The organism is Wolbachia endosymbiont (group A) of Campoletis raptor, from assembly GCF_964026755.1.
Lineage (GTDB): Bacteria > Pseudomonadota > Alphaproteobacteria > Rickettsiales > Anaplasmataceae > Wolbachia > Wolbachia pipientis.
Map to the genome: position 1 here is coordinate 219,108 of NZ_OZ034695.1, position 20,680 is coordinate 239,787.

General features: G+C 35.0%; 20 protein-coding genes and 4 pseudogenes. 12 read left to right on the plus strand and 12 right to left on the minus strand.

Features of this window, described 5'->3' with window-relative positions:
• Positions 1-247 precede the first annotated feature (247 nt).
• Positions 248-2,269 (minus strand): ATP-dependent DNA helicase RecG, encoded by a 2,022-nt coding sequence (recG, locus tag AAGD74_RS01095; protein ID WP_209472617.1) that lies wholly within the window; start codon positions 2,267-2,269, stop codon positions 248-250.
• A gap of 296 nt (positions 2,270-2,565) precedes the next feature.
• Here recG and AAGD74_RS01100 point away from each other — a divergent pair, with 296 nt between their 5' ends.
• Positions 2,566-3,396 carry a hypothetical protein gene (locus AAGD74_RS01100; protein ID WP_236515191.1) on the plus strand — a complete coding sequence of 277 codons (831 nt, stop codon included), beginning with the start codon at positions 2,566-2,568 and terminating at the stop codon, positions 3,394-3,396.
• Here AAGD74_RS01100 and miaA read toward each other — a convergent pair.
• Complete coding sequence (miaA, locus tag AAGD74_RS01105) at positions 3,393-4,277, minus strand: tRNA (adenosine(37)-N6)-dimethylallyltransferase MiaA (protein WP_006280293.1); 885 nt, start codon at positions 4,275-4,277, stop codon at positions 3,393-3,395. The two genes, AAGD74_RS01100 and miaA, sit on opposite strands and share 4 nt — an antisense overlap.
• A gap of 75 nt (positions 4,278-4,352) precedes the next feature.
• On the opposite strand from miaA, the gene AAGD74_RS01110 reads away from it, so the two are divergent.
• From AAGD74_RS01110 to AAGD74_RS01140, 7 genes and pseudogenes are all read left to right on the plus strand, one after another.
• Positions 4,353-4,823, plus strand: a complete 471-nt coding sequence (locus AAGD74_RS01110; protein WP_015589217.1) for a hypothetical protein — start codon at positions 4,353-4,355, stop codon at positions 4,821-4,823.
• A 118-nt stretch (positions 4,824-4,941) separates the two neighbouring features.
• A complete protein-coding gene (locus tag AAGD74_RS01115; RefSeq protein WP_341810677.1) occupies positions 4,942-5,529 on the plus strand; it encodes an L-threonylcarbamoyladenylate synthase in 588 nt (195 codons plus the stop codon).
• Between the two features lie 17 nt (positions 5,530-5,546).
• A complete protein-coding gene (locus AAGD74_RS01120; protein WP_077188393.1) occupies positions 5,547-6,368 on the plus strand; it encodes an AAA family ATPase in 822 nt (273 codons plus the stop codon).
• A 73-nt stretch (positions 6,369-6,441) separates the two neighbouring features.
• Positions 6,442-6,987, plus strand: a pseudogene (locus AAGD74_RS01125) (hypothetical protein); the annotation flags it as partial.
• A 60-nt stretch (positions 6,988-7,047) separates the two neighbouring features.
• Positions 7,048-7,880, plus strand: a pseudogene (locus AAGD74_RS01130) (IS5 family transposase).
• Positions 7,881-7,909: 29 nt separating this feature from the next.
• Positions 7,910-8,155: pseudogene (locus AAGD74_RS01135) on the plus strand (hypothetical protein); the annotation flags it as partial.
• A gap of 58 nt (positions 8,156-8,213) precedes the next feature.
• Positions 8,214-8,876, plus strand: a complete 663-nt coding sequence (locus AAGD74_RS01140; RefSeq protein ID WP_236514296.1) for a conjugal transfer protein TraJ — start codon at positions 8,214-8,216, stop codon at positions 8,874-8,876.
• Here AAGD74_RS01140 and AAGD74_RS01145 read toward each other — a convergent pair.
• Entirely contained in the window at positions 8,873-10,369 is a 1,497-nt protein-coding gene (locus AAGD74_RS01145; RefSeq protein WP_077188396.1) for a proton-conducting transporter membrane subunit, read from the minus strand. The two genes, AAGD74_RS01140 and AAGD74_RS01145, sit on opposite strands and share 4 nt — an antisense overlap.
• A gap of 81 nt (positions 10,370-10,450) precedes the next feature.
• Between AAGD74_RS01145 and AAGD74_RS01150 the strand changes: the two genes are divergently transcribed.
• Positions 10,451-10,585 (plus strand): hypothetical protein, encoded by a 135-nt coding sequence (locus AAGD74_RS01150; RefSeq protein ID WP_341810678.1) that lies wholly within the window; start codon positions 10,451-10,453, stop codon positions 10,583-10,585.
• Between the two features lie 156 nt (positions 10,586-10,741).
• Here AAGD74_RS01150 and AAGD74_RS01155 read toward each other — a convergent pair whose 3' ends face one another.
• From AAGD74_RS01155 to AAGD74_RS01175, 5 genes are all read right to left on the minus strand, one after another.
• Positions 10,742-11,113: a holo-[acyl-carrier-protein] synthase gene (locus tag AAGD74_RS01155; RefSeq protein WP_006279473.1), complete on the minus strand. Its 372-nt coding sequence runs from the start codon at positions 11,111-11,113 to the stop codon at positions 10,742-10,744.
• Entirely contained in the window at positions 11,110-12,378 is a 1,269-nt protein-coding gene (proS, locus tag AAGD74_RS01160) for a proline--tRNA ligase (RefSeq protein WP_236514297.1), read from the minus strand. Before proS ends, AAGD74_RS01155 begins: the two co-directional genes overlap by 4 nt.
• A gap of 102 nt (positions 12,379-12,480) precedes the next feature.
• Positions 12,481-12,873, minus strand: coding sequence for a hypothetical protein (locus AAGD74_RS01165; protein WP_236514298.1), 393 nt, complete (start codon positions 12,871-12,873; stop codon positions 12,481-12,483).
• 30 nt (positions 12,874-12,903) lie between these two features.
• Positions 12,904-13,026 (minus strand): hypothetical protein, encoded by a 123-nt coding sequence (locus AAGD74_RS01170; protein ID WP_255324038.1) that lies wholly within the window; start codon positions 13,024-13,026, stop codon positions 12,904-12,906.
• A complete protein-coding gene (locus tag AAGD74_RS01175) occupies positions 13,023-13,676 on the minus strand; it encodes a hypothetical protein (RefSeq protein WP_209472625.1) in 654 nt (217 codons plus the stop codon). Before AAGD74_RS01175 ends, AAGD74_RS01170 begins: the two co-directional genes overlap by 4 nt.
• 757 nt (positions 13,677-14,433) lie before the next feature.
• Between AAGD74_RS01175 and AAGD74_RS01180 the strand changes: the two are divergent.
• The 3 genes and pseudogenes from AAGD74_RS01180 (at position 14,434) to AAGD74_RS01190 (ending at position 17,420) form a co-directional block, all read left to right on the plus strand.
• Positions 14,434-15,689: pseudogene (locus tag AAGD74_RS01180) on the plus strand (IS4 family transposase).
• A 440-nt stretch (positions 15,690-16,129) separates the two neighbouring features.
• Positions 16,130-16,657, plus strand: coding sequence for a c-type cytochrome (locus AAGD74_RS01185; protein ID WP_010082469.1), 528 nt, complete (start codon positions 16,130-16,132; stop codon positions 16,655-16,657).
• A gap of 1 nt (position 16,658) precedes the next feature.
• Positions 16,659-17,420 (plus strand): alpha/beta hydrolase, encoded by a 762-nt coding sequence (locus AAGD74_RS01190; RefSeq protein WP_236514540.1) that lies wholly within the window; start codon positions 16,659-16,661, stop codon positions 17,418-17,420.
• 175 nt (positions 17,421-17,595) lie between these two features.
• Here the strand turns inward: AAGD74_RS01190 and trpS are convergent, their stop codons facing one another.
• The 4 genes from trpS to rpsP all read right to left on the minus strand — a co-directional run bounded on the left by trpS (position 17,596) and on the right by rpsP (position 20,560).
• Entirely contained in the window at positions 17,596-18,594 is a 999-nt protein-coding gene (trpS, locus tag AAGD74_RS01195) for a tryptophan--tRNA ligase (protein WP_338482509.1), read from the minus strand.
• Between the two features lie 17 nt (positions 18,595-18,611).
• Complete coding sequence (locus AAGD74_RS01200) at positions 18,612-19,181, minus strand: nucleotide exchange factor GrpE (RefSeq protein WP_012673267.1); 570 nt, start codon at positions 19,179-19,181, stop codon at positions 18,612-18,614.
• Between the two features lie 61 nt (positions 19,182-19,242).
• Positions 19,243-20,229 (minus strand): polyprenyl synthetase family protein, encoded by a 987-nt coding sequence (locus tag AAGD74_RS01205; RefSeq protein ID WP_182320705.1) that lies wholly within the window; start codon positions 20,227-20,229, stop codon positions 19,243-19,245.
• 10 nt (positions 20,230-20,239) lie between these two features.
• Positions 20,240-20,560 carry a 30S ribosomal protein S16 gene (gene rpsP, locus AAGD74_RS01210; protein WP_006279266.1) on the minus strand — a complete coding sequence of 107 codons (321 nt, stop codon included), beginning with the start codon at positions 20,558-20,560 and terminating at the stop codon, positions 20,240-20,242.
• Positions 20,561-20,680: the final 120 nt, after the last annotated feature.

Consider the following 20,680-nt stretch of genomic DNA (forward strand, 5'->3'; position numbering starts at 1 on the left):
CTTGTAACGCTTTATAAGCGCGTTCAGCTTATTTAGATAAAAACCTAGATGTAGATGAAGTTTTGTAAAGACATACAGTATCTATATACTGCAAAAAATTGAACATAAGACGCCGATACATTAAGTAATCCTTACCTTTTAATCTGCAGATTGGCGAAAGCAAATACAATAGCTTCAGTTTCATGGTAAGGGGGCTGGTGAGGTTTGTCAAGGAAGTTTTTTCGTTTCTGCGGGCTACCTGGTTTTTCTACTGAAATTTTGAAAAATGTAATCTACTCCTATATTCAAATATATCAAGCAGTAATTCAAAATCAGCCATTGCGCCTTTTGCGTTATTATACGCGAGATTGAGCAGCTCTTTGTCCTGATATAAATCAGCAAATTTAAATTCCATACATCCTGATTGTTTTGTGCCTAAAATATCTCCACTGCCTCTTAGCATCATATCCCTTTCAGCAATGTAAAATCCATCTTGTGACTCACACATGATCTTTAACTTTGAAGATGAGCTTTTACTTAAATTATCGTATAATAATACACAAAAAGATGGCTTGTTTCCTCGCCCTACTCTGCCTCTTAACTGATGCAATTGTGATAACCCAAATTGCTCTGCATTTTCTATAATCATGATGGTTGCATCTGGCACATCTATACCAACTTCTATCACAGTGGTTGCAACAAGCAGAGAAAATTCATTCCTTTTGAAGGAAAACATAACTTGATCTTTCTGCTCCTGAGTCAATTTTCCGTGTATTATCCCGACTTTATCAAGAAATGTTTTTTGTAATTCCTGAAAACGCATCTCTGCTGCAGCAATATTGGTCTCTTCGTTTTCTTCTATATATGGACAAATCCAATATGCTTTTTCGCCCCTGTTTATAGCACCTTTTAGCTTTTCAATAACATCTGGCACCCTACTAATGTTCATAGTTACAGTTTTTATTGGCAATCTGGATTTTGGTTTTTCTTTCAAAATTGAACATTCAACATCACCATACATAGCTTGCTGCAAGGTTCTTGGAATGGGAGTTGCAGTAACGAAAAGTATATCGGCATTTTCTCCTTTTCCTACCAAGCGATTTCTCTGCATCACTCCAAATCGCTGTTGCTCGTCTATGACTGCAAGCCCTAAATTTTTAAATGTAACGTTAGCTTGAAATAGTGCATGAGTGCCAATCACTATATTTAAAACACCACTTGCAAGTTCGTTCATGATAATCTTTCTTTCCTTGCGCGAAGTTTTACCAGTAAGCAGCGCAACTTTTATATCGGTACAGGATAAAACTTCCTCAATCCAATTATAATGTTGCTCCGCCAAGATAGTAGTCGGTGCCATTAGAGCTGCCTGCATGTTGTTTTCTACCACATTTATCATTGCAAAAAGTGCAACTACGGTTTTGCCACTACCAACATCACCTTGCAGCAAGCTTATCATGCGATACTTGGATTTTTGTCTCTCTGAGATCTCATCTATTGCACGAGTTTGATCATTTGTTAATTGAAACGACAATTCATTTAAAACTTGCTCTTTGTATTTACTCAATATTATAAATTCTCTTCCCCTTTCTTTCACATGATTTTTTCTTGCAAGTTTCAGCGCTAGCTGATACGCAAACAATTCATCATAAGCAAGCCTTTTTCTACAAACCTCAGCTTCCGCCAATGAGCTTGGTCTGTGCAACTTTATGATGCTTTCCCTCCAACTTAACCATTTTTTTTGCTTGATTAATGTATCATCTATCCACTCTGGTAAATCAGGCAATTCCTTTAGATTAGAGCTTATTATGTTCCCAATGCGCTTATTGGTAATGCCACGGCATAATTGGTAAACTGGCTCTATGCAAGCTATTTCTTTAAATTGGTTGATGTCAAGCGACACGTAATCTGGATGAGTAATTTGCCAATGTTCAGCAAATTTTTCGAGTTTGCCACTGATGATCACATTCGCTCCAATTGGAAATAGTTTATATAAATACTTAACTGAGTAATTAAAAAAGACTATGAATATATACTGACTCTCACTTTCAACGACTATTTTATATGGTCTACCTCTAAAAGTGGGCGACTGATGTTCATAAACTTTTGCAATGAAAGTTGTAAATTCTCCAACTCGAGCATCAGATAGTAACTTGCTTCTATCCACATAACTAAGTGGCTTATAAAACAGCAGATCCACCACCTTGTCCCCACCACAAAGTTTAGGTAATATTGCTGAATGAAATTTAGGTATATTCTCCAGCCTGCTATTTAGAAAAATCTGATTGCTCATTGAGATTCATACATGTGTAAAACTGTTATAGAGCCTTTTTAAAATCTTGTCACCTTATGGTCAGGTATGCACTATAGCTAGCACAGCTCTCTAACGTTATACCGCGATTCATTCGCGGTATCTCAGCCGCTAACACGTAACGGAATGACGAATTTGTTGTTTTTAAAATCGTCGGTAAGCCTAAGTTACCCCTAACTATATTTGCTATCATAGGGCTTATAGTAGGTATTTTATTAACTTATTAATCATTTTTATGTGTTATTATACCATTAGCAGTCTATATCAAGGTATTAATGATGAACAGCTCTACACCAAAAGAAAAGGAAAACCCAGTAGTTACATTAAGAGCTCAAGCAGAAAAGTTTGGTTTTAGCAAGTTAAGAGCTGGTAAAGACAATGCTGAAGCGAATTCTGGTAATACAGCGTTCTTAGATTTTCAGAGAATGGATTTTGTTATTAACGGCAAAAGTATAAGTAGAGATTTGATTGCCGAGCTATACAAAGAACATGATAGTTTACTGCCAAAAAGTGAAGGTAAAAATGAAGACTACCGCCCATTTGCAAGAAAAGTTTTTAAGGAGATGTTCAAATACGCTAAGGCAGAAGTTCCAAGTGACTCTATCTTGGAAGAATTAGTTATCAATTGTAATCAAGCAGGATATGAAGCTGGTGTACATATAGAGTTTCAAGGTGCACTTAGCCAGCATTCATTCATAATAGAAAGCCCTGAAAAAGTGATAAGTATTGACTGTGTTAGCCAAAATAATGTGAGTGTTAAATCTGATATGACATTACCAATATTTTTCCAAAGGAGTGACGGTACATTCGGTGACAAGGTGTGTGATCTATCCAGCTCACTAGAATTCACGCTTAAGTCTCAAGATGATAAAAATGTAACATACACAAATGGTAACTTGTCACTTACTGTTCCTGAGAGACTGAAGGACTATAATATAGGTGATAAAAGCTTATTTGACATTATAAAAGAATACTTTCAGAAATTGTGCGAGAGGCTTGGATTTTTTAAAATAAAAATAGAGCATGGTTTAGGCGATCCACTAGAAGTAAGCGACCATCTGGAAAATATGGAACCCCCTATTCGTAGTAATGAGCACGGCCTGAATTAAAATATCTTGAGCTTGTTTGCACAATCAATCACTTCAGCATTTAGAAATTGTTTTTTAAACCAGGTATACTGACGTTTCGCGTAGTGTCTTGTGTTTGTTTGAGCAATTTGTATCGCTTCGTCTAAAGTAATCTCACCTTTCAAGTACTTTATAATTTCTGGCACTCCGTGTGCTTTCATAGCTGGCAAATGTGGGGCTAGGTTCATGCTAAGTAGCTTTTTTACTTCATCAATTGCTCCATTTTCAATCATTGTAATGAAACGAGAATTTATTTTTCGGTATACATCTTCACGTTTAGGCAGAATTGTATATATCTTAAAATTGTTGAATAAAGGAGGCTGTCTATTCTCTTGCCATACAAAAATTGACTTGCCAGTTTCAGTGATAACTTCAAGTGCCCTTGAAAGGCGGTGCGAGTCATTCATGAACACTTTACCTTGAATCCTTGGATCTTTGCTTAGCGCTAATTTGTAAAACTCCTCTTTACTTAAATTTTTCCTGAGCTCACTTACGTTTTTTCTCACTTTCTGACTTATTTGTGGCATTGATGATAAGCCTTTGATTAAACTGCTGATGTAAAGCCCGCTTCCTCCAGTGATGATAGGTATTTGAGCATTTTCTAATGCGTGATTAACTTCTTTTTCTAAATCTTCTAACCATAGACCCACGGAATAATTTTCTTTTGCTGAAACATAACCATATAGTTTATAAAATACTTCTTGCTTTGGTGGTTGAGCAGTAATTATGGGAATTTCTTCATATACCTGCTTTGAATCACAATTTATTATACTAATATTTCCATATTTTTCTATCAGGTTATCGCATAATTCTGATTTACCTGAGGCCGTAATTCCTGTAATAATTACTATATTATTTTTCATTTATATTAATTTAATTAACATATGATAGAGTGTAGTAAAAGTTTGGATTCTACAATCTAAAGTTTGGAGATTTTTATGGCAGAAAACAACGACAATAATTCATTTACTAAGCGTTTCACAAACAGGACTCCTGGCGGTACAGGGGAAGGTTTTTCCAGTAAGTATTCGTCTCAAAACACCAAAGAACGGGCATTAGGGGAAAAAGGAAAAATTTCTGAATTAGCAGGCAAAAAAACCGAATCCAAGGAAGCTTTTTCTGAAAGTGGCGGCATAAAAAGTAAAAGCAGAACTGTCAATGAAAGATCTTTTGCTGATGCAACAAAAAGAAGTAGGTCAGATCTTGTATACTTAGTCCGTGGTAAAGATCGTGGAAAATCAGCGTGGCATTATGTATTAGTTGATAAAGAGAAAAGAGAAATGTTTCTAGCAAAAAGCAGAACTGGCTCTATAGATGTTGCAGACTATGGAGAGATTTTGTATTCAGGATGGGGAGAGGATCCACCACAGGCAATAATTGATAAAGTCAATGAAGAGTTTGGGTTGTAGCAAATCTGCATAACAAATGGTAAGCTGCGTTGCATTACGTTTACAAAAACTAGCAGTTACTATATAAGATACAGTGCAACAAAACTGATCTAGTTGTTATGAATAAGTTTTTAGCTATATGGTATCTAAAATAATAAATGCAATACAGAACAATTTATTAGTGTGTTTTCCAACAGAAACAGTGTATGCTCTTGCTTGTAATGCACTAGATAATGAATCTATAGGAAAAATATATCAGATAAAGAAACGCTCTCAAAATAAACCACTGTCTATATTTGTTAGTGATATTTACAATTTGACAAAAATAGCAAAGGTAAAGGAAAGATATATTGATTTAATAAACCACTTTTCTCCTGGACCAATTACCTATATTTTACCACTTAAAAACAACAACATATTGCCAAACGAATTCTTTAAAGATAGTATAGGTATCAGAATTCCTGAGCATCCTATTGCAATTTCAATACTAAACAAACTGAAAGTTCCAATAGTTGCAACTAGTACAAATGTTTCAGGAAAAGAAAGTGTATGTAAGGCAAACGATATACCACAATCCATTAAGCAACATTTATCTGTAGTGATTGAAGATGACGAACTAGTTTCTGGTATAGAATCTACTATTATTGACTTAACCGAAGATAAGATTAAGGTTTTAAGGGAAGGTGCAATTTCATTACAAACAGTAAACAACGCATTTTCAAACTAAAATCTATAGGAGAAAGAATGAAAAAAGTAATAGGCCACAACCAAGCCAAAAAAAAAATAATGAACAACTTATCTGTTCAGTCTTGGCTGATCTGTGGTAAAAAAGGTATAGGAAAAGCAACACTTGCAAAATCCTTCTCCAATTGGTTACTCATAAAAAACTATAATGAAGTAGCATTGGACTTACACATTGTTGAAGGTGATACTATCGGAATAGAAAAAGTCAGAGAAATGAAAAACTTTCTACACTTAAGTCCCATTCAATCAGAACACAAAATAGCTATAATAGATAGCTTAGAGGCAATGACTAATAACGCTAAAAACGCAATATTGAAAATATTAGAAGAGCCGCCAAAAAATTCTAAGATATTTATAATTAGCCATAAGCCATATGATATACAAACCACTATCTTGTGTAGGTGCTTTCAGCTAAATTTACTCCCATTAACTTATGATGAAACAAAGCAAGTTGCTTCATCTCAATGTAAATTTGATAATCAAACGTTTGACGAAATGATTACTTTATTTCCTGGAATGCCAGGAATGATAATAAATACAATAAGTAGTGATGCTTATGAAGCATACAAATGCTTTTATAAATTTCTTCATGATTTAAAGAATCCCAATATGATTAATAAAGTAATTAATAGCGAAATCGAACTAGAACTAGCATCATATATAATTCAGGCCTTCATTTTAGAAAGCATAAAGAGAGAGGTAAATGGTGTTGAAATTCTGCTAAGTCAGTGGAAAAAAATAGATGAACTTTTCGTTGTTGCTAAGCAACTTCACTTAGATAAAAAGCATGTTTTAGCTAATGTAGTTAATATCATGACATAAGTTTACGAAGTATAATACTTTTAACATAAATTCATGATAAAATTCTGTTAATTTAATACTCGAAGTATATAATTTGACTGATAATAAATTAACTGTATGGCAATCAATAGAAGTTTTGACGAAAGCCATATTGAACATGCAGAAAAAATTAAGCTTAATTAAGAATATAGCTTCAGATCAAGACGTAACCCTAGAAAAAGGAAAGGAGTTGTTAAGTGGCATTTATGAAGCAAATTTTAAGCTAAACAAGACAATCAATATAGCTACTTTGCCAAAAATTGGCTATCATATGCTAAATGGTGAGCTTGTTGTACGTAATCATATTACGGAAGAGGAAGTAAAGATTCCTGGAGATTTTCATTACCTTAAAGTCGTTAAATCCGATCATGATAATTATAAATTAACGTTTTGTAATTTTTTAGGTAATGAGTTTTTTGAATATAAAAAGTATGATCCACAATATTCTGGCGTTTCAGATGAATATAAATTTGTGGATTTTGGTAGTGTAAAAAAGACTCATAATCTAAAATTTAAGGAATATGTTGGTCATGCACCTAAGTTTTTTGCTGCAGAAGGTCCTATTGAGCCTGGATCTCAAAACCATGCAATTGATCTATTTAGAGGTTGTCCGGAAACAAGTAAAAGGCTATAATATCTGAAATTTTAGTACGGGGTAAAGATGAGAAAAAAGTATCCAACAGATCTAAGCGAAAGGGAATGGGCAAGAATAGAAAAACACTTCAGAGTATCATACAAGAAAGGAGGAAGGCCGCCAAAGTATAGCAAAAGAGAAATATTAGAAGCAATTTTCTATGTATTGCGTACAGGGTGTCAATGGCGGTATTTACCAAATGATTTTCCGCTATGGAAGACTGTGTATGAGCAGTTCAGGCAATGGAAGAAGCAGGGAATTTTTGAGAAAATGAATTATGAAATTACAAAATATAGTAGAAGAAAAATAGGAAGGAATGAGCAGCCGAGTGCCTGTATAGTAGATAGTCAATCTGTAAAGACTACAGAAAAGGGGGGATCAAAGGCTATGATGGAAGTAAAAAAGTAAAGGGTAGAAAAAGGCATATAATTACAGACACTCAGGGTTTTATACTAGGTTGTTACGTAGGCGCTGCTAACGAAAATGATAGAGATGGTATTAAAATAGCATTAAACAATATGAGAACAAAATATACTAAAGTTAAAAAAATGTGGGCTGACATGGGATACCAAGGAAGAAATTTAAAGAATCACATAAAGGAAGAATATGACATAGATATTGAAATTGTTACAAGGCCTCCATGTAGATTTTGGGTGCACAAAGATACGCCACCTGAGCTACTACCAACAAGAGAACAAGGGTTTAAAGTACAGCCAAGAAGATGGGTTGTAGAAAGGACTTTTGCTTGGGTTAATAGGAATAGAAGGCTATCGAAGGAGTATGATTTACTCACAACATCCACTGAGAATTTCATATACCTAGCTATGAGTAGGGTTATGTTAAAGAGGGAATATGCTTGAATTTACTTGTTTCCGGACAACCTCTTAGGCTAGTCAAAGATGGTAAAGGTAGCAAAGTGGGAACCCTCGCTGATGAATTTGGTTATTTTGATGATCAAAATAAATTACATTATTATAATTATCACAAAAGTGCTGAAAGTAATATTTACAATCCTGAAAATTTCAGTATAAAAATGATAAATATAGATGTGAGCAAAATCGACAAATTCTACCTTATTGCGGAACAAGGTGATATAATCATTCATCCTATTTTGGAAAATTTAGACATATTTTAAAGTTTTTTAGAGTATCTAATCTTGTTGTTATTATAATTGGATTTGGTAGCATTGTGTTATGGAAGATAAATTGCTTGAATCAGTAAAAAACAAAAGTTATTTCAGTAAAGCAGTCGAATGGTACTGCCATAGGTATCTGTTTTGTGTAGCAGAAAGATCTTGGATGGCATTAATAGTATCGCTTCTCCTAGTATGCTTATGTTTATTAACATTAAACATATACCTGTTATTTCCTATTAAAAAAGATTTAAATTTTGTGAAGTATATGAACCACACAGAAGATGAGTTCTCTGCAATGCATAAGCTTAGTTTCAGTAAAAAGGAAGATGAATACACTTCCACAGCGAGGTACTTAATAAGTAAATACATTGAAATATACGAGTCCATTAAGATCGTTGAACCGAAGTACCAAGAAAATTTTATAAGAAACAATTCTATACATAAAATCTATCAATGCTTTCAGGAAAAAACGAATAATGAAGCTGGTAATTTGTCTTTATCTAAAAGAAAAATCGCCAACATAAATGTAATAACATTATCTATTGATCGATCGACCAAGGACTTAGTTACATTTGCTGGAAATGCTACTGTAGTTTTTACAACCGAGCAAAATAAGGAGGATACTGTGGAGATTAGCTTCACTTTGTCGAATATAAAAGCAACTCTGGCTGGTATAATACCATTTAAATTTATTGTTAATGGTTATAAATACAGATTTTAAAATATTACTTGGTAGCTAAAAAAAATAACCAAAGTGCACATAGCAGTAATAACTAGAGGTAAAACTAGAAGAATTGGTGTTTTTTTAATAAAGTAATTCTGAGAAGGTTTTAAGAAAAAGGCATTGTAAATTATCGGTAAAAAGTACAGAGCGTTGAGTATAGTACTAACAATTAACACTAGAGTTACAAACACAGAAAGTATTACATTGCCAGAGTTGAAAACAGCTTGAAAAATGAGAAATTTACCCCAAAAAGTCGGAGCAGGCGGCACCCCTATCATAGACAATGCACCTATAGCAAATGCTGTCATGCTAATTGGCATACTGCGTCCTATACCGTAAATCTTATCTATATATTTCTCACCTGCTCTCGTTATTATTGCTCCGGCAACGAAAAACAAAGTGATTTTTGCAAATGCGTGGCAAACTAATTGAAAAATTGCAACCCTCATGCTGAGATCACTAAAAATTGAAGCGAATAATATAATATACGACAATTGAGAGATGGTAGAGTAAGCAAGCAACTTCTTTAATTCTTTTTGCTTTAGTGCAATCAATGATGCAGTAATAATAGTAAATCCAGCAGCGTACGGAAGCCACCCTCCAGCAAACCAATTTTGCTGCACAAAACGTTGCATATTATCGACGCCGAAAGTGTATAATATAACTTTTATGATGATGAAAACTCCGGATTTCACAACAGCAACAGCATGCAGTAGTGCACTCACAGGAGTTGGTGCAACCATTGCTTTTGGTAACCAAAAATGCATTGGCATTAATGCAGCTTTTCCTATTCCGTAAATTAGCATAGCAAAACACACTGCAATAAAAGTGATGAGTGAAGTATCAAATTTGAATATTCCACCACTTACAAAGTCTAAAGTATGAAATTCATTATATAAAAGGCCTATTGCAGGAAAAAATAATACCAAAGAAGAGAAAAATAGCACGCCAAAGTAATAGCGTCCTGCAATCATTGATTCATTTGTTGAGTTGTAAGTAACCAGAGGGTATGTACTAATAGTTAGAAGCTCATAAAAGACAAATGTAGTGAGCAAATCTCCAGAAAAAGCAATAAACATTGCACAGCTAATCGATATTGAAAAAAAGCATAGAAAACTTGAGTGATTGCTATCAGCATAGTTATTCTGCATATAACATATTGCATATACACTGGTTAGTATCCATAAAAACGATATCAATAAACTGAATATTACTCCGGTAGACTCTAGCTTTAAACTAATGTGCAAATTATTACCAAAATCCATGAGGATAAATTGAGAATGATCACCGTACACCCAATATAAAGTGCACAGACACGTATACGCAAATAGAAGTACAGAAGAAGTGACAGTGATACTATTGTTCACTCTGGGCCATTTACCAGTAAAAAAAATAACTAACGCACTTAAAAGTGGAATCAACGCAGTAATTAATAAATAATTCTCGGTAATTGAAAATGGTAAGGAAAGAGACGTTAAAACACAGTCCATTAAATAATTCATCTTTTTGTTTAGGTAAAGCTAGAATTATACTAAAATCATAGAAAAACCGCTATGTTTTTTTAGTTGTTTGTGTATGCTATAGCTATACTGCGATTCATTCCACAACTGTACGAACATTTGTTTTTGTTAAACACAACAAAGATGTCATCCCAGTGCCCTGACTACTTGGATCCAGGAAAGTTTGCTTGTGAGCAAGCAAACTAGCATAGAAAAACGTTTTCGATGAGATTGCAGAAAGCCAGTGTCTGGGCACTGGGATGACAAAGGAGGACAGTGTCAAGCACTGACCATTTGCTGTGCAGTTTACCTTTAAAAATGAATGTTCATACAGTAAGCCATAGGATGACAAAAGAGTAAACTTTATCTGTGTGAGCTATAGACGCAAATTACAACAAATGCAGTAGCGTAATCTCCATCGTCACTTAGAGAAAGATGAATTTTGGAGATAAAATCCTTGCTAACGGTAAGATATGGCTTGCCTCTTACATCATTGTATATTTCTATATCTTTCATTATAATACCCTGACCACTACCTCGTGCTTTAACAAAAGCCTCCTTTGCTGCAAAGCGTTTAGCAAAATACCTTGCTCGCATTTCTTGACTATTATACTTTCTACTTAGCTCTATTTCTTTTTCAGTGTAGATTCTATTGAGAAATTTTTCCCCGTATTTTTGTAATATCCTCGATACTCTTGGTATATATACTATGTCAGTGCCGATACCGTGTATCATTTTGTGCTAAAGTGATTTATTGCTTCTTCAATCTGCATTTCCTTTACCTCTCCAGTTGCTCTATTTTTTACTTCAACTATCTTTTCATCTATTGCCTTTTTTCCGACAATTATTTGCCACGGCAAGCCTATCAGATCCATTCTAGAAAATTTTACTCCTACACTCCCTTCCGTATCATCGTAAAGCACTTCATCGCTTTTCAAAGCTTTATATATTTTATCTGCAGCCTCCGTTACTTTCGGTTGTAAATTGATTAAACCAATTCTGAAAGGAGCTACCGATTCTGGCCAGATAATTCCTTTATCATCATGAAAAGCTTCTATTATTGCACCAACAAGTCTTGAAACCCCAATGCCATACGAACCCATATGTATATTGACATTTTTTCCATCTTGAGAAGTAACACTTGCCTTCATAGGCTTCGAATATTTATCACCAAAATAAAAAATATGCCCTATTTCAATACCCTTACTAACATTTAACTGTTCTTGTGATATAGGGCAAGTCTCAGGATCATGCATATCATCTGCAACTGCATATATACTCTTTAAACTTTCAATATCTTCACTCTCTAGTAGTTCAGAAAATTTATTGTCATAATATAAAGTGCTCTCACCAGTGTTTGCCAATATATGAAACTCGTGGCTCAAATTTCCTCCAATTGGCCCCGTATCAGCTCGAACTCCAATTGGAGTAAATCCCATGCGTTTGAAGATTTTTATGTAAGTTTTGTACATCAAATTATATGAATTCAGTGCACCTTCGTAATCTACATCAAAACTGTATGCATCCTTCATCAAAAATTCCCTGCCCCTCATAACACCATAACGTGGTCTTACCTCATCACGGAATTTCCATTGAATTTGGTATAAACAAAGTGGCAAATCTTTGTAACTTTTTACCACATCTCTAATTAAATCAGTTGCTATCTCCTCATGCGTTGGACCAAAAAGCATATCTTCCTCATGCCTATCCTTTATGCGTAGCATTTCCTTACCGTAATCATCGTAACGCCCTGATTCTCGCCAAAGACTTGCTGGTTGCACACAAGGCATTAATGCTTCAATAGCACCGGATTTGTTCATTTCATCTCTGATAATATCTTCAATATTCTTAAGCACTAAGAGACCAAGTGGTAACCACGTATAGATGCCAGATGCTATCTGCTTTATTAAACCTGCACGCAAAGAATATTGATGGGAGATAATTTTAGCATGGGCAGGCTTTTCCTTTAGAGTTGGCAGGTAATATTTGGATAAACGCATATAATAGATCTGATTGTATTAAGTAATCTTAATACAATCAGACCTGTAGGTAAACTTATTTTGAAAAGGAAGGAAAGTGCATGGCTGACCATTTCATAGTTATCATAGTCCTTGTACAACATTTTCCTTTTGGCATCGCAACGCTTTTCCACCAAACTGTGCTATGCGATCCTCAACAGAAAGAGGAGGTGAATCTTGCACCTCATTATCCACTGAGTCAACATTATTTACTTGTGGTGAATCAACACACGAACTTGGCGGTACCGGTGACTCCTCTGTTTCTTGTTCAGGATGTATCGGAGATGTGGCTCTAGATCCTATACCACTGTCAAGACCCCCGCTTCCTTCTTCCTTGCTTGATGGGGAATTTGTGTGTTTTGTCTGCTCCTCTTTTTCCTGCTCTATCTCTTTTTGTTTGTCTTTGCTTTCATCTGTAGTCCAATCTGAATCGCTAATAGAATCAGAATGCTCACTTTCACTATCTGAGAATTGCATGACTGCTACTCTCTCCTTAAGTCTCTTTGTCTAATCTGAATCATTATCATCCGACTTCTTTCTCTCTGCTTGCTCCCTATCTATTCTTGCAGCAAACTCTTCTGGTGTTTCTTTTTTGTCAGTGCCCCCACTACTTTCTAATTTTGCTTTCAATTCATTTGTAAAATTTTGTTGCTGCCCACTCTTTTTAACGTAGTACCTCCTCTTATCTGTTCAAACAGAGTAGAATGATTATTATTCTCAGGTTCACCAGCCTTCTTCGGTGCATCATTCTTAGGTTGCTCCGTACGCTTGGAAGCTGTAAAAAAATGCGGAGGCGGAGGTGGTAGTGCAGCATCTTGTGGCAATGGAGGAGGTGGCGGCGGTGGTACACTGACACTTGGATTTGGTTGTGTTCCAAACGTTACTGGAGGTGATTGAGGAGTAGGTACATTTGATTTATTCTCCAGATTAGTACAATTTTTACACACAAATTTTTGTGGTTCTTGAGATGGAGTATGGCCGAATTTCTGTCCATTAAGACCTACTTCTTTCTTATTATCATCTCTAGAAATAGCCAGTTTAACAAGATATGTCACTGAAATAAGTGCAACAACCGTAGAAACAGCAAAAATTGCTAAAGGCACTGCTGCAATAGGACCAGAACCAGAAACTGCTATAATAACATAAGGAAGATATTGACCAGATATGAAACTAAATATAGATAATAATGAAACAGCAATTAAAGGTTTCCATATAGTCTGCTTAGTTTTAGTAAGCTCCTGACTATCTTTTAGCAATGAAGAATTATTGGATATCATCATTTCTTTGCCTCACTTGTTAACGATAATTTAATAATAACCCAATTAATAATTTCTGTCAATAATTAATTATGAAAAACAAAGTTGCAATTTGAATAGATAAGCTATAAGTAATATACGACCAGCAATAGCCATACAATAGACTTCTTGTATAACCCACACTAAGTAGAAAAAAGGTGTCATCCAAGTAGCTGACACTGCTCTCCTTTGTCATTCCAGTGCTTGACACTGGAATGACACCGAAGGGGCTACTGCCGTCTTGGATGGAAACCAGCGTCAGAACTAGTTAACCATGGGGCTTCTTTTGCCTTTTTTTCCATTTGGTAAATTTCTTAAATATTTATGGCTAACATGAAGCTAAGTACGAACTTTGTTAAACATAACAAATGGTGCCATTCCAGTGCTCCTTTTTTTGTCATCCCAGTGCTTGACACTGGGATCCAGTTTTCCATATAATCTCATCGAAAATGTTGTAACCACTTTCTGTGCTAGTTTGCTTGCTTACAAGCAAACTTTCCTGGATCCCAGTGTCAAGCACTGGGATGACATCATAGGGACACTGGGATTACACCCTGACAATCGTCATCCAGCTACTTGTTAGCGGCTAAGAGATACCGCGAATGAATCGCGGTATGACGGTTCGTGGCGGCATGACGATAACCTCGTCTCACTGCCATTAAGTTAAGGAAAAAAGATAGATTTTATGGGATAATGATGTATACCAATAAGTTTAAAGGTAGTATGAGTAAAAAAGGCAGTAATAAAATTTATTCAAAATGAATTGGCAAGTCTAGAATTTATAGAATCCCATAAATCATCTTCAAAAGATTTTATGAGAAAGAGGAAGTTATCTTTTATTGACATATTTATCTTAATTTTAAGAAAAAGTGTAAAGTCGCTGCAAGTAATACTAAACGAATTTATTTTATATAGGAAAAAAGACTATACCGTTACTGCTAGTGCTTTTAGTCAAGCAAGAAAAAAAATGAAACACAGTGCATTTTCAGAAATTAACGAAGGTGTGGTTTCCTTGTACTACCAAGACCAAAAATTTAAAACTTGTTTTGGCTTTAGAGTGTTAGCTCTTGATGCCTCCAAAATCATTTTACCAACAAGCGTTGAAATAAAAAATGAATTTGGCTCAAGAAAAATACGTAACCAAAAACCAAAAGATTTAGGTGATTATGCAAGTGCAACCTTTGCGGTTTGTTAAGATGTGCTAAATAATGTTGCCATAAGGTCAGTGTTAGATAGAGGTAACACTCATGAAATTAACTTAGCAGATGAAATGCTTAAAGTTGTAAATACTAATGACTTACTGATTTGTATATTTATCTTATAAATTTCTTTCTAGCCTTACAAAAAGAAAAATTGCTTATGTCATTCGATGTCCCAGATCATCTTTTAATGAAGTGAATGCTATGTTTGAAGAAAAAAGCCCATCTAGTGTTGAGGTTACCATATGTGCTCAGCGTAAGATAAAACAAGAAAATAGTGGAATAACGCTTCAAAGTGGTACTGCCATCTGGTGAAATTGAAGTGTTAGCTACATCATTAATGGATGAACAAAAGTTTCAAACTGGAGGATTTAAGGAGTTATATTTTTTACGCTGGGGAGTTGAGACATTTTTTGCAAAACTCAAAGGAAGACTAAGTCTAGAAAATTTTACAGGAAAAAGTGTTGAGTCTGTTAAACAGGATTTTTGGTCAGCTATCTTTATTAGCAACCTAGAAAGTGTTATGACAGAAGATGTAGAAGAAGCGTTGAATATGGACTTAACCGATGATAAGCTTAAGAGGAGCATTAACAAATCTGTCTCATTTAACGCGATCAAAAACTTGGCTTTCGACATTTTTGCTACGGAATCAGATACTGACTGCATTATGGATCAATTATCAAAGCTATTTTTGATGAACACTTTGGCGGTAAGAAAGGGAAGGAAAGTTGATCGTCATAAGGTACCTTATCTTCGTTCGTTCAATTACCAAAAAAGGGTTAGAAAACACATATTTTGACTAGAGGTAGTATTCATATCTTCTGATAATAACTGGGTAGCTTATTGCCATAGCTCCTGTAAAATGACTTCTAAACAAACTATTTCTTAAGTAATTTACACTTCAGAGTTTATCTGCTTTAAAGTTTACTCTATTCTGTTTCAGTATTTGTCATAAATCCTTAATTATTTCTGACTTTTTAGTTCAGTTTTTAACCATTCTTTCCTTAACTTAATGGCAGTGAACCTCGTCATCCCGCTACTTGTTAGCGGGATCTCTTGTTAGCGGCTGAGATACCGCGAATGAATCGCGGTATGACGGTTCGCGGCGGTATGGACGTAGGAAAACCTTTCTTGGGTCAGCTATAGAGACTCTCATCTTTAGCGAGCTTCAAGGTAATTGGTTGCTATTTGCGAAAATATTCGCATAATTTAAGTAACATTACTTAATAAAAATTAACTATGGAGCTTAATAAGATTGCAGCATCGATTTTACTTTCTGGGCTAATCATTATGATAGTTAGTAATGTAGTTGATATGCTTTACAGTCCAGAAGAATATAAGATTGAACACCAAACGATAGTAGCTGCTGGCAGCAATGAGTTCCAGCAAAAAATCGAGCAAGTGGCGCTTGATATTGGAGCGCTCATGCAGAATGCTAGCTTTGAGAAAGGTAAATCAGCAGCAAAAAAATGTATAGCCTGCCATAGTTTTGAGAAAGGTGGAATGAATAAAGTAGGACCAAACTTATGGAACATAGTTGGAAATAAAAAGGCCCATCTTGGTAACTCATTCAATTACTCAAAAGCAGTGCTTGAAAGAGGTGGAAAATGGGGGTATGAGGAGCTATTTGCCTTTTTAAAGAACCCAAAAGCCTATATAAAAGGTACACGTATGGCATTTGCAGGTATTTCCAATCCACAAGAAATTGCAGATCTAGTTAGTTATTTGCATCAATTGAGTGATAGCCCGGTTGCTTTGCCAAAGTAGTATGGATTATTGTAAATTGTTTGATGGAAATAATGGTCACATAGCATATCGAAAGCTACAAGGAAAGAAAGCTTCTGTAGTTTTTTTCGGTGGATTTGCATCCAATATGGATGGAACTAAAGCAACTGCTATTTACAAATTTTGCCAAGAAAATGACGTAGCACTTGTGCTATTTGATTATTTTGGTCACGGTCATTCAAGTGGTAATTTTATTGATTACACGATAAGTGATTGGCAAAAAAATTGTGCTAAAGTAATGAGTGAATTAACTAGCGATAAACAAATAATTATAGGTTCAAGTATGGGAGGATGGCTGATGTTGCTCACTGCCCTTCAATTTCCAGAAAAAATTGCAGCACTAATTGGTATATCGTCTGCTCCCGATTTTACTGAAGATTTGATATTCAAGCAATTGTCAGGCAAGCAAAAAGAAGAACTAGATTCTAAAGGTGTAATAGATTTTACTTCAGAGCATTGTACATACAAAATAACTAAAAATTTGATCGAAGATGGCAGAAAGAACCTTCTTTTAAACAAAAAGACAATAGAGATAAACTGTCCTGTGCGCTTGCTGCATAGCATTAATGATAAAGATGTTCCTTATCAAACTTCATTGAATTTAGCTGAAAAAATTAAGTCAACCGATGTTGAAGTACACTTAATAAAATCAGCAGAGCACAATATGTCTGACAATCATTCACTGGAAGTTTTATTTAAGACCATTAGAGAATTTTGTAACCAGACTGCATTCTGTGATTTTTAGCAAAACACGATTTTTCATTTGAGCTTTCTTCAACTTAAAATAAATACAGAAAATTGCTGCCTATAGCTAAACTGACTTAGATTTACCGACAATTTGAAAAACCGTCATCCCGCTACGTGTTAGCGGCTGAGATACCGCGGCGGTATGACGGTTCGCACCATCACACTTTGGAACCTTACAGATATTGAGCAAATCCAATAATATCCTTGATTTCTTTTATATTATGGGTTGCAATTTCTGCTGCTTTCTTTGTGCCTTTTTTTAATATTTCATGTAAATGGAATTGGTCTTTTAAAAGATCATTCATTTTCTCACGTATGGGTGATATAACACTGATAATTAAATCAGCTAACTCTTTTTTGAAGTGCTTCATGTCATGTTTGTTCACTTCTTCACATACTTTTTCCGCATTTACATTACTAAGCACTGAATAAATGTTTATCAAATTGCTTATTTCTGGTCGGCACTTTAAAGTAGCAAAGCCTAGAATTGAATCTGTTTTTGCTTTTTCTATTTTTTTGACAATTAAGTCATCCGTATCATCAAGGTTAATGCACGAATGTTCTGAAGGATCAGATTTACTCATCTTGCTTGTGCCATCCCTTAAGCTCATTATCCTTGATGTGCAATCCAAAGTTAAGATTTCAGGTACGATGAAATAATCCAGCTTATAATGATTGTTAAAAGCTGATGCAATATCACGTGCAAGCTCCAAATGCTGTTTTTGATCATCACCAACAGGAACGTATTTAGTTTGATACAACAATATATCTGCAGCCATAAGTACTGGATAACTATATAATCCAAGAGAGGCTTTTTGTTTATCGCTGCCAGCTTTATCTTTAAATTGAGTCATGCGATTAAGCCAACCAATTGGTGTATAGCATCCAAGCAGCCAGCCCAGTTCTGCATGACCACTAACTGTGGACTGACTAAAAATAATGGACTTTTCTGGATCTATTCCGCATGCAATATAAGCTGCTGCTGTTTTGAAAATATTACTTTTTAATTCACTTGCGGGAAGCTTATTTGCTGTGATTGCGTGTAGGTCGACAATACAAAAAAGAGATTTGTATTTATCCTGTAAGTCTATCCACTGTGTGATTGCACCAAGATAATTACCTAAATGTAGTACGCCACTTGGCTGGATACCTGAAAAGACAATACTTGTCATTATACATTTACCTCATGCTAATCGCTTCCACAATCAGCAGATTTCTTAGAAAGAATAACCATTGCAGGACGGAGCAACCTATTTTTGATAGTATAACCAGTTTGTAGTACTTCTACAATGGTGCCAGGCTTTTTTTCATTGTCTTCTCTTTCCACAACAGCTTGGTGTAAATTACTATCAAAAAGCTCACCAAGTGGATCTACTTCCTCTATTCCATGTTTTTTTAGATCATTTATAATTTTTTGATAAGCTACTTTAATCCCCTCATGAACAGGATCACCGTCTTTCAAAATTTCCATTACTCTTTTTAAATTGTCGCACGAGTCGATCATATCACGTGCAAGTTTTGTGACTGCGTAGTCACTTGCATCGCTAATTTGCTTTTGCATTATACGTTTGACGTTTTCATTATCTGCAACAGCACGGCGTAAATGATCTTCAAGCTGAACTGCACGTTCTTTTAATGTATTGAGATCTTCATTTAAATCATCAGTTTGCTTATGGTTATCACTTTGTTGGTCGTCACCTTTCTGCCTACTTACCATATCAGCAAACTTCTTCTTTTTCTCCTTACTGCTATCTGACATATCATTACCCTTAAGAATCTAATAAATATATAACAATTAATCTGAAAATATCAAGCGCCAGCTACATTCGTCTTTCTATGCTCGCATTTAAAAAGTTAATTAAAGTAGTTTTATAAAAAGAATCAGAAAAAGTACTAATATCATTTTGTGCCATATTAATGTAGTGTCTAGCTTTTTCCATAGAAAGCTGAATGGCATTATGGTGATTAATATAGTGTAATGCTTGGTCAAAATTGTGTCTAGCTGAAGAAAAGCATTTTTCCCAGAATGTTTGCTCTGCTGGACTGCCCTTTTCGTATGCTATAATAGCAGGTAAGGTGACTTTACCTTCGAAAAAGTCTTTTCCGACTTGTTTTCCAGAAGTGCCTTGATTAGCAGTATAATCGAGCATATCATCAACTATTTGAAATGCCATACCAAAATTAAAACCAAAATTCTTTAGCCTCTCTGTTTCGTCATTTGTTGCACCAGATACTGTTGATGCAGCTTCACAGCATGCAGAAAATAAAGATGCTGTCTTTTCTCCAATGATATCAAAATAATTTTCCCTGACTGTGTGGGGGTCAAAGCGTGCTGTCATCTGCTTTATTTCACCCTTCACAAGTAAATGCGATGCTTTAGATAAAATAGAGAGAATATTTAAATTTCCACACTCTATAAGCCATCTAAATGCTAGAGTCAACAATAGATCACCAACTAAAATGCTTGATTTATTTCCCCAAATCTTATTCGCTGTTTTAACTCCATGGCGTGCCTCACTTTCATCGAGCACATCATCATGAAGTAAAGTAGCATTGTGTATAAACTCTACCGATGCAGCAACGTTGATCCTATTCTCCCCAGAATAGTTTAGCATTTTACATATAATAAAAACTAGTTTAGGCCTTATTTTTTTTCCACCTGACCTAACAAGATGAGATATAATATCAGTAGCAAGCTTAGCATCTTCATCATTGACATTTTTGAAGACAAAGTCATTCATAGCTGACAAATCAGAAGATACAATATCGTCTAATTTATCGCTGTTTGTTAAATCAGTATTTAGCATTTTAAGAGACTTATGCCTCTTGCCCTTGTGCTTTCTCGTTCTCTACTTTCTTCTTTTCTGTTTTCTTTGGTTCTGTTTCTAAAGTTACTATGCCTTTTTTGATAAACCACAGTACTCTTTCAGTTGCCTGCGCGCCTACACTTAGCCAATGTTTTAATCTATCAGCTTTCACCACAACACGATTTTTATTGTCTTTTGGTAACATTGGATCATATTGTCCTATTTTCTCAATAAAACGCCCATCTCTTGGTGCTCGTGAATCAGCTACAACTATCCTATAAAAAGGGCGTTTCTTTGCGCCAAACCTCGCCAACCTTATTTTAACTGCCATGTTAACCTTTATTCATATATTAGCCACAATTTTATACAATGAGCCGTTTTAAGTCAAATGAATTATACAACTTTTGCACCTTATAATATAATTACCAATAATGTAGGGCAGTGCCGGGTG

Coding starts and splice junctions, on each gene's coding strand:
- AAGD74_RS01145 (WP_077188396.1), bottom strand. CDS start 10,369: ATGGACTGTGTTTTAACGTCTCTTTCCTTACCATTTTCAATTACCGAG.
- AAGD74_RS01155 (WP_006279473.1), bottom strand. CDS start 11,113: ATGATACACGGTATCGGCACTGACATAGTATATATACCAAGAGTATCG.
- AAGD74_RS01175 (WP_209472625.1), bottom strand. CDS start 13,676: ATGATGATATCCAATAATTCTTCATTGCTAAAAGATAGTCAGGAGCTT.
- AAGD74_RS01165 (WP_236514298.1), bottom strand. CDS start 12,873: ATGCAATTCTCAGATAGTGAAAGTGAGCATTCTGATTCTATTAGCGAT.
- AAGD74_RS01100 (WP_236515191.1), top strand. CDS start 2,566: ATGAACAGCTCTACACCAAAAGAAAAGGAAAACCCAGTAGTTACATTA.
- AAGD74_RS01140 (WP_236514296.1), top strand. CDS start 8,214: ATGGAAGATAAATTGCTTGAATCAGTAAAAAACAAAAGTTATTTCAGT.
- AAGD74_RS01190 (WP_236514540.1), top strand. CDS start 16,659: ATGGATTATTGTAAATTGTTTGATGGAAATAATGGTCACATAGCATAT.
- AAGD74_RS01115 (WP_341810677.1), top strand. CDS start 4,942: ATGGTATCTAAAATAATAAATGCAATACAGAACAATTTATTAGTGTGT.
- AAGD74_RS01200 (WP_012673267.1), bottom strand. CDS start 19,181: ATGTCAGATAGCAGTAAGGAGAAAAAGAAGAAGTTTGCTGATATGGTA.
- miaA (WP_006280293.1), bottom strand. CDS start 4,277: ATGAAAAATAATATAGTAATTATTACAGGAATTACGGCCTCAGGTAAA.
- proS (WP_236514297.1), bottom strand. CDS start 12,378: ATGCGTTTATCCAAATATTACCTGCCAACTCTAAAGGAAAAGCCTGCC.
- AAGD74_RS01205 (WP_182320705.1), bottom strand. CDS start 20,229: ATGCTAAATACTGATTTAACAAACAGCGATAAATTAGACGATATTGTA.
- recG (WP_209472617.1), bottom strand. CDS start 2,269: ATGAGCAATCAGATTTTTCTAAATAGCAGGCTGGAGAATATACCTAAA.
- rpsP (WP_006279266.1), bottom strand. CDS start 20,560: ATGGCAGTTAAAATAAGGTTGGCGAGGTTTGGCGCAAAGAAACGCCCT.
- AAGD74_RS01110 (WP_015589217.1), top strand. CDS start 4,353: ATGGCAGAAAACAACGACAATAATTCATTTACTAAGCGTTTCACAAAC.
- AAGD74_RS01185 (WP_010082469.1), top strand. CDS start 16,130: ATGGAGCTTAATAAGATTGCAGCATCGATTTTACTTTCTGGGCTAATC.
- AAGD74_RS01120 (WP_077188393.1), top strand. CDS start 5,547: ATGAAAAAAGTAATAGGCCACAACCAAGCCAAAAAAAAAATAATGAAC.
- trpS (WP_338482509.1), bottom strand. CDS start 18,594: ATGACAAGTATTGTCTTTTCAGGTATCCAGCCAAGTGGCGTACTACAT.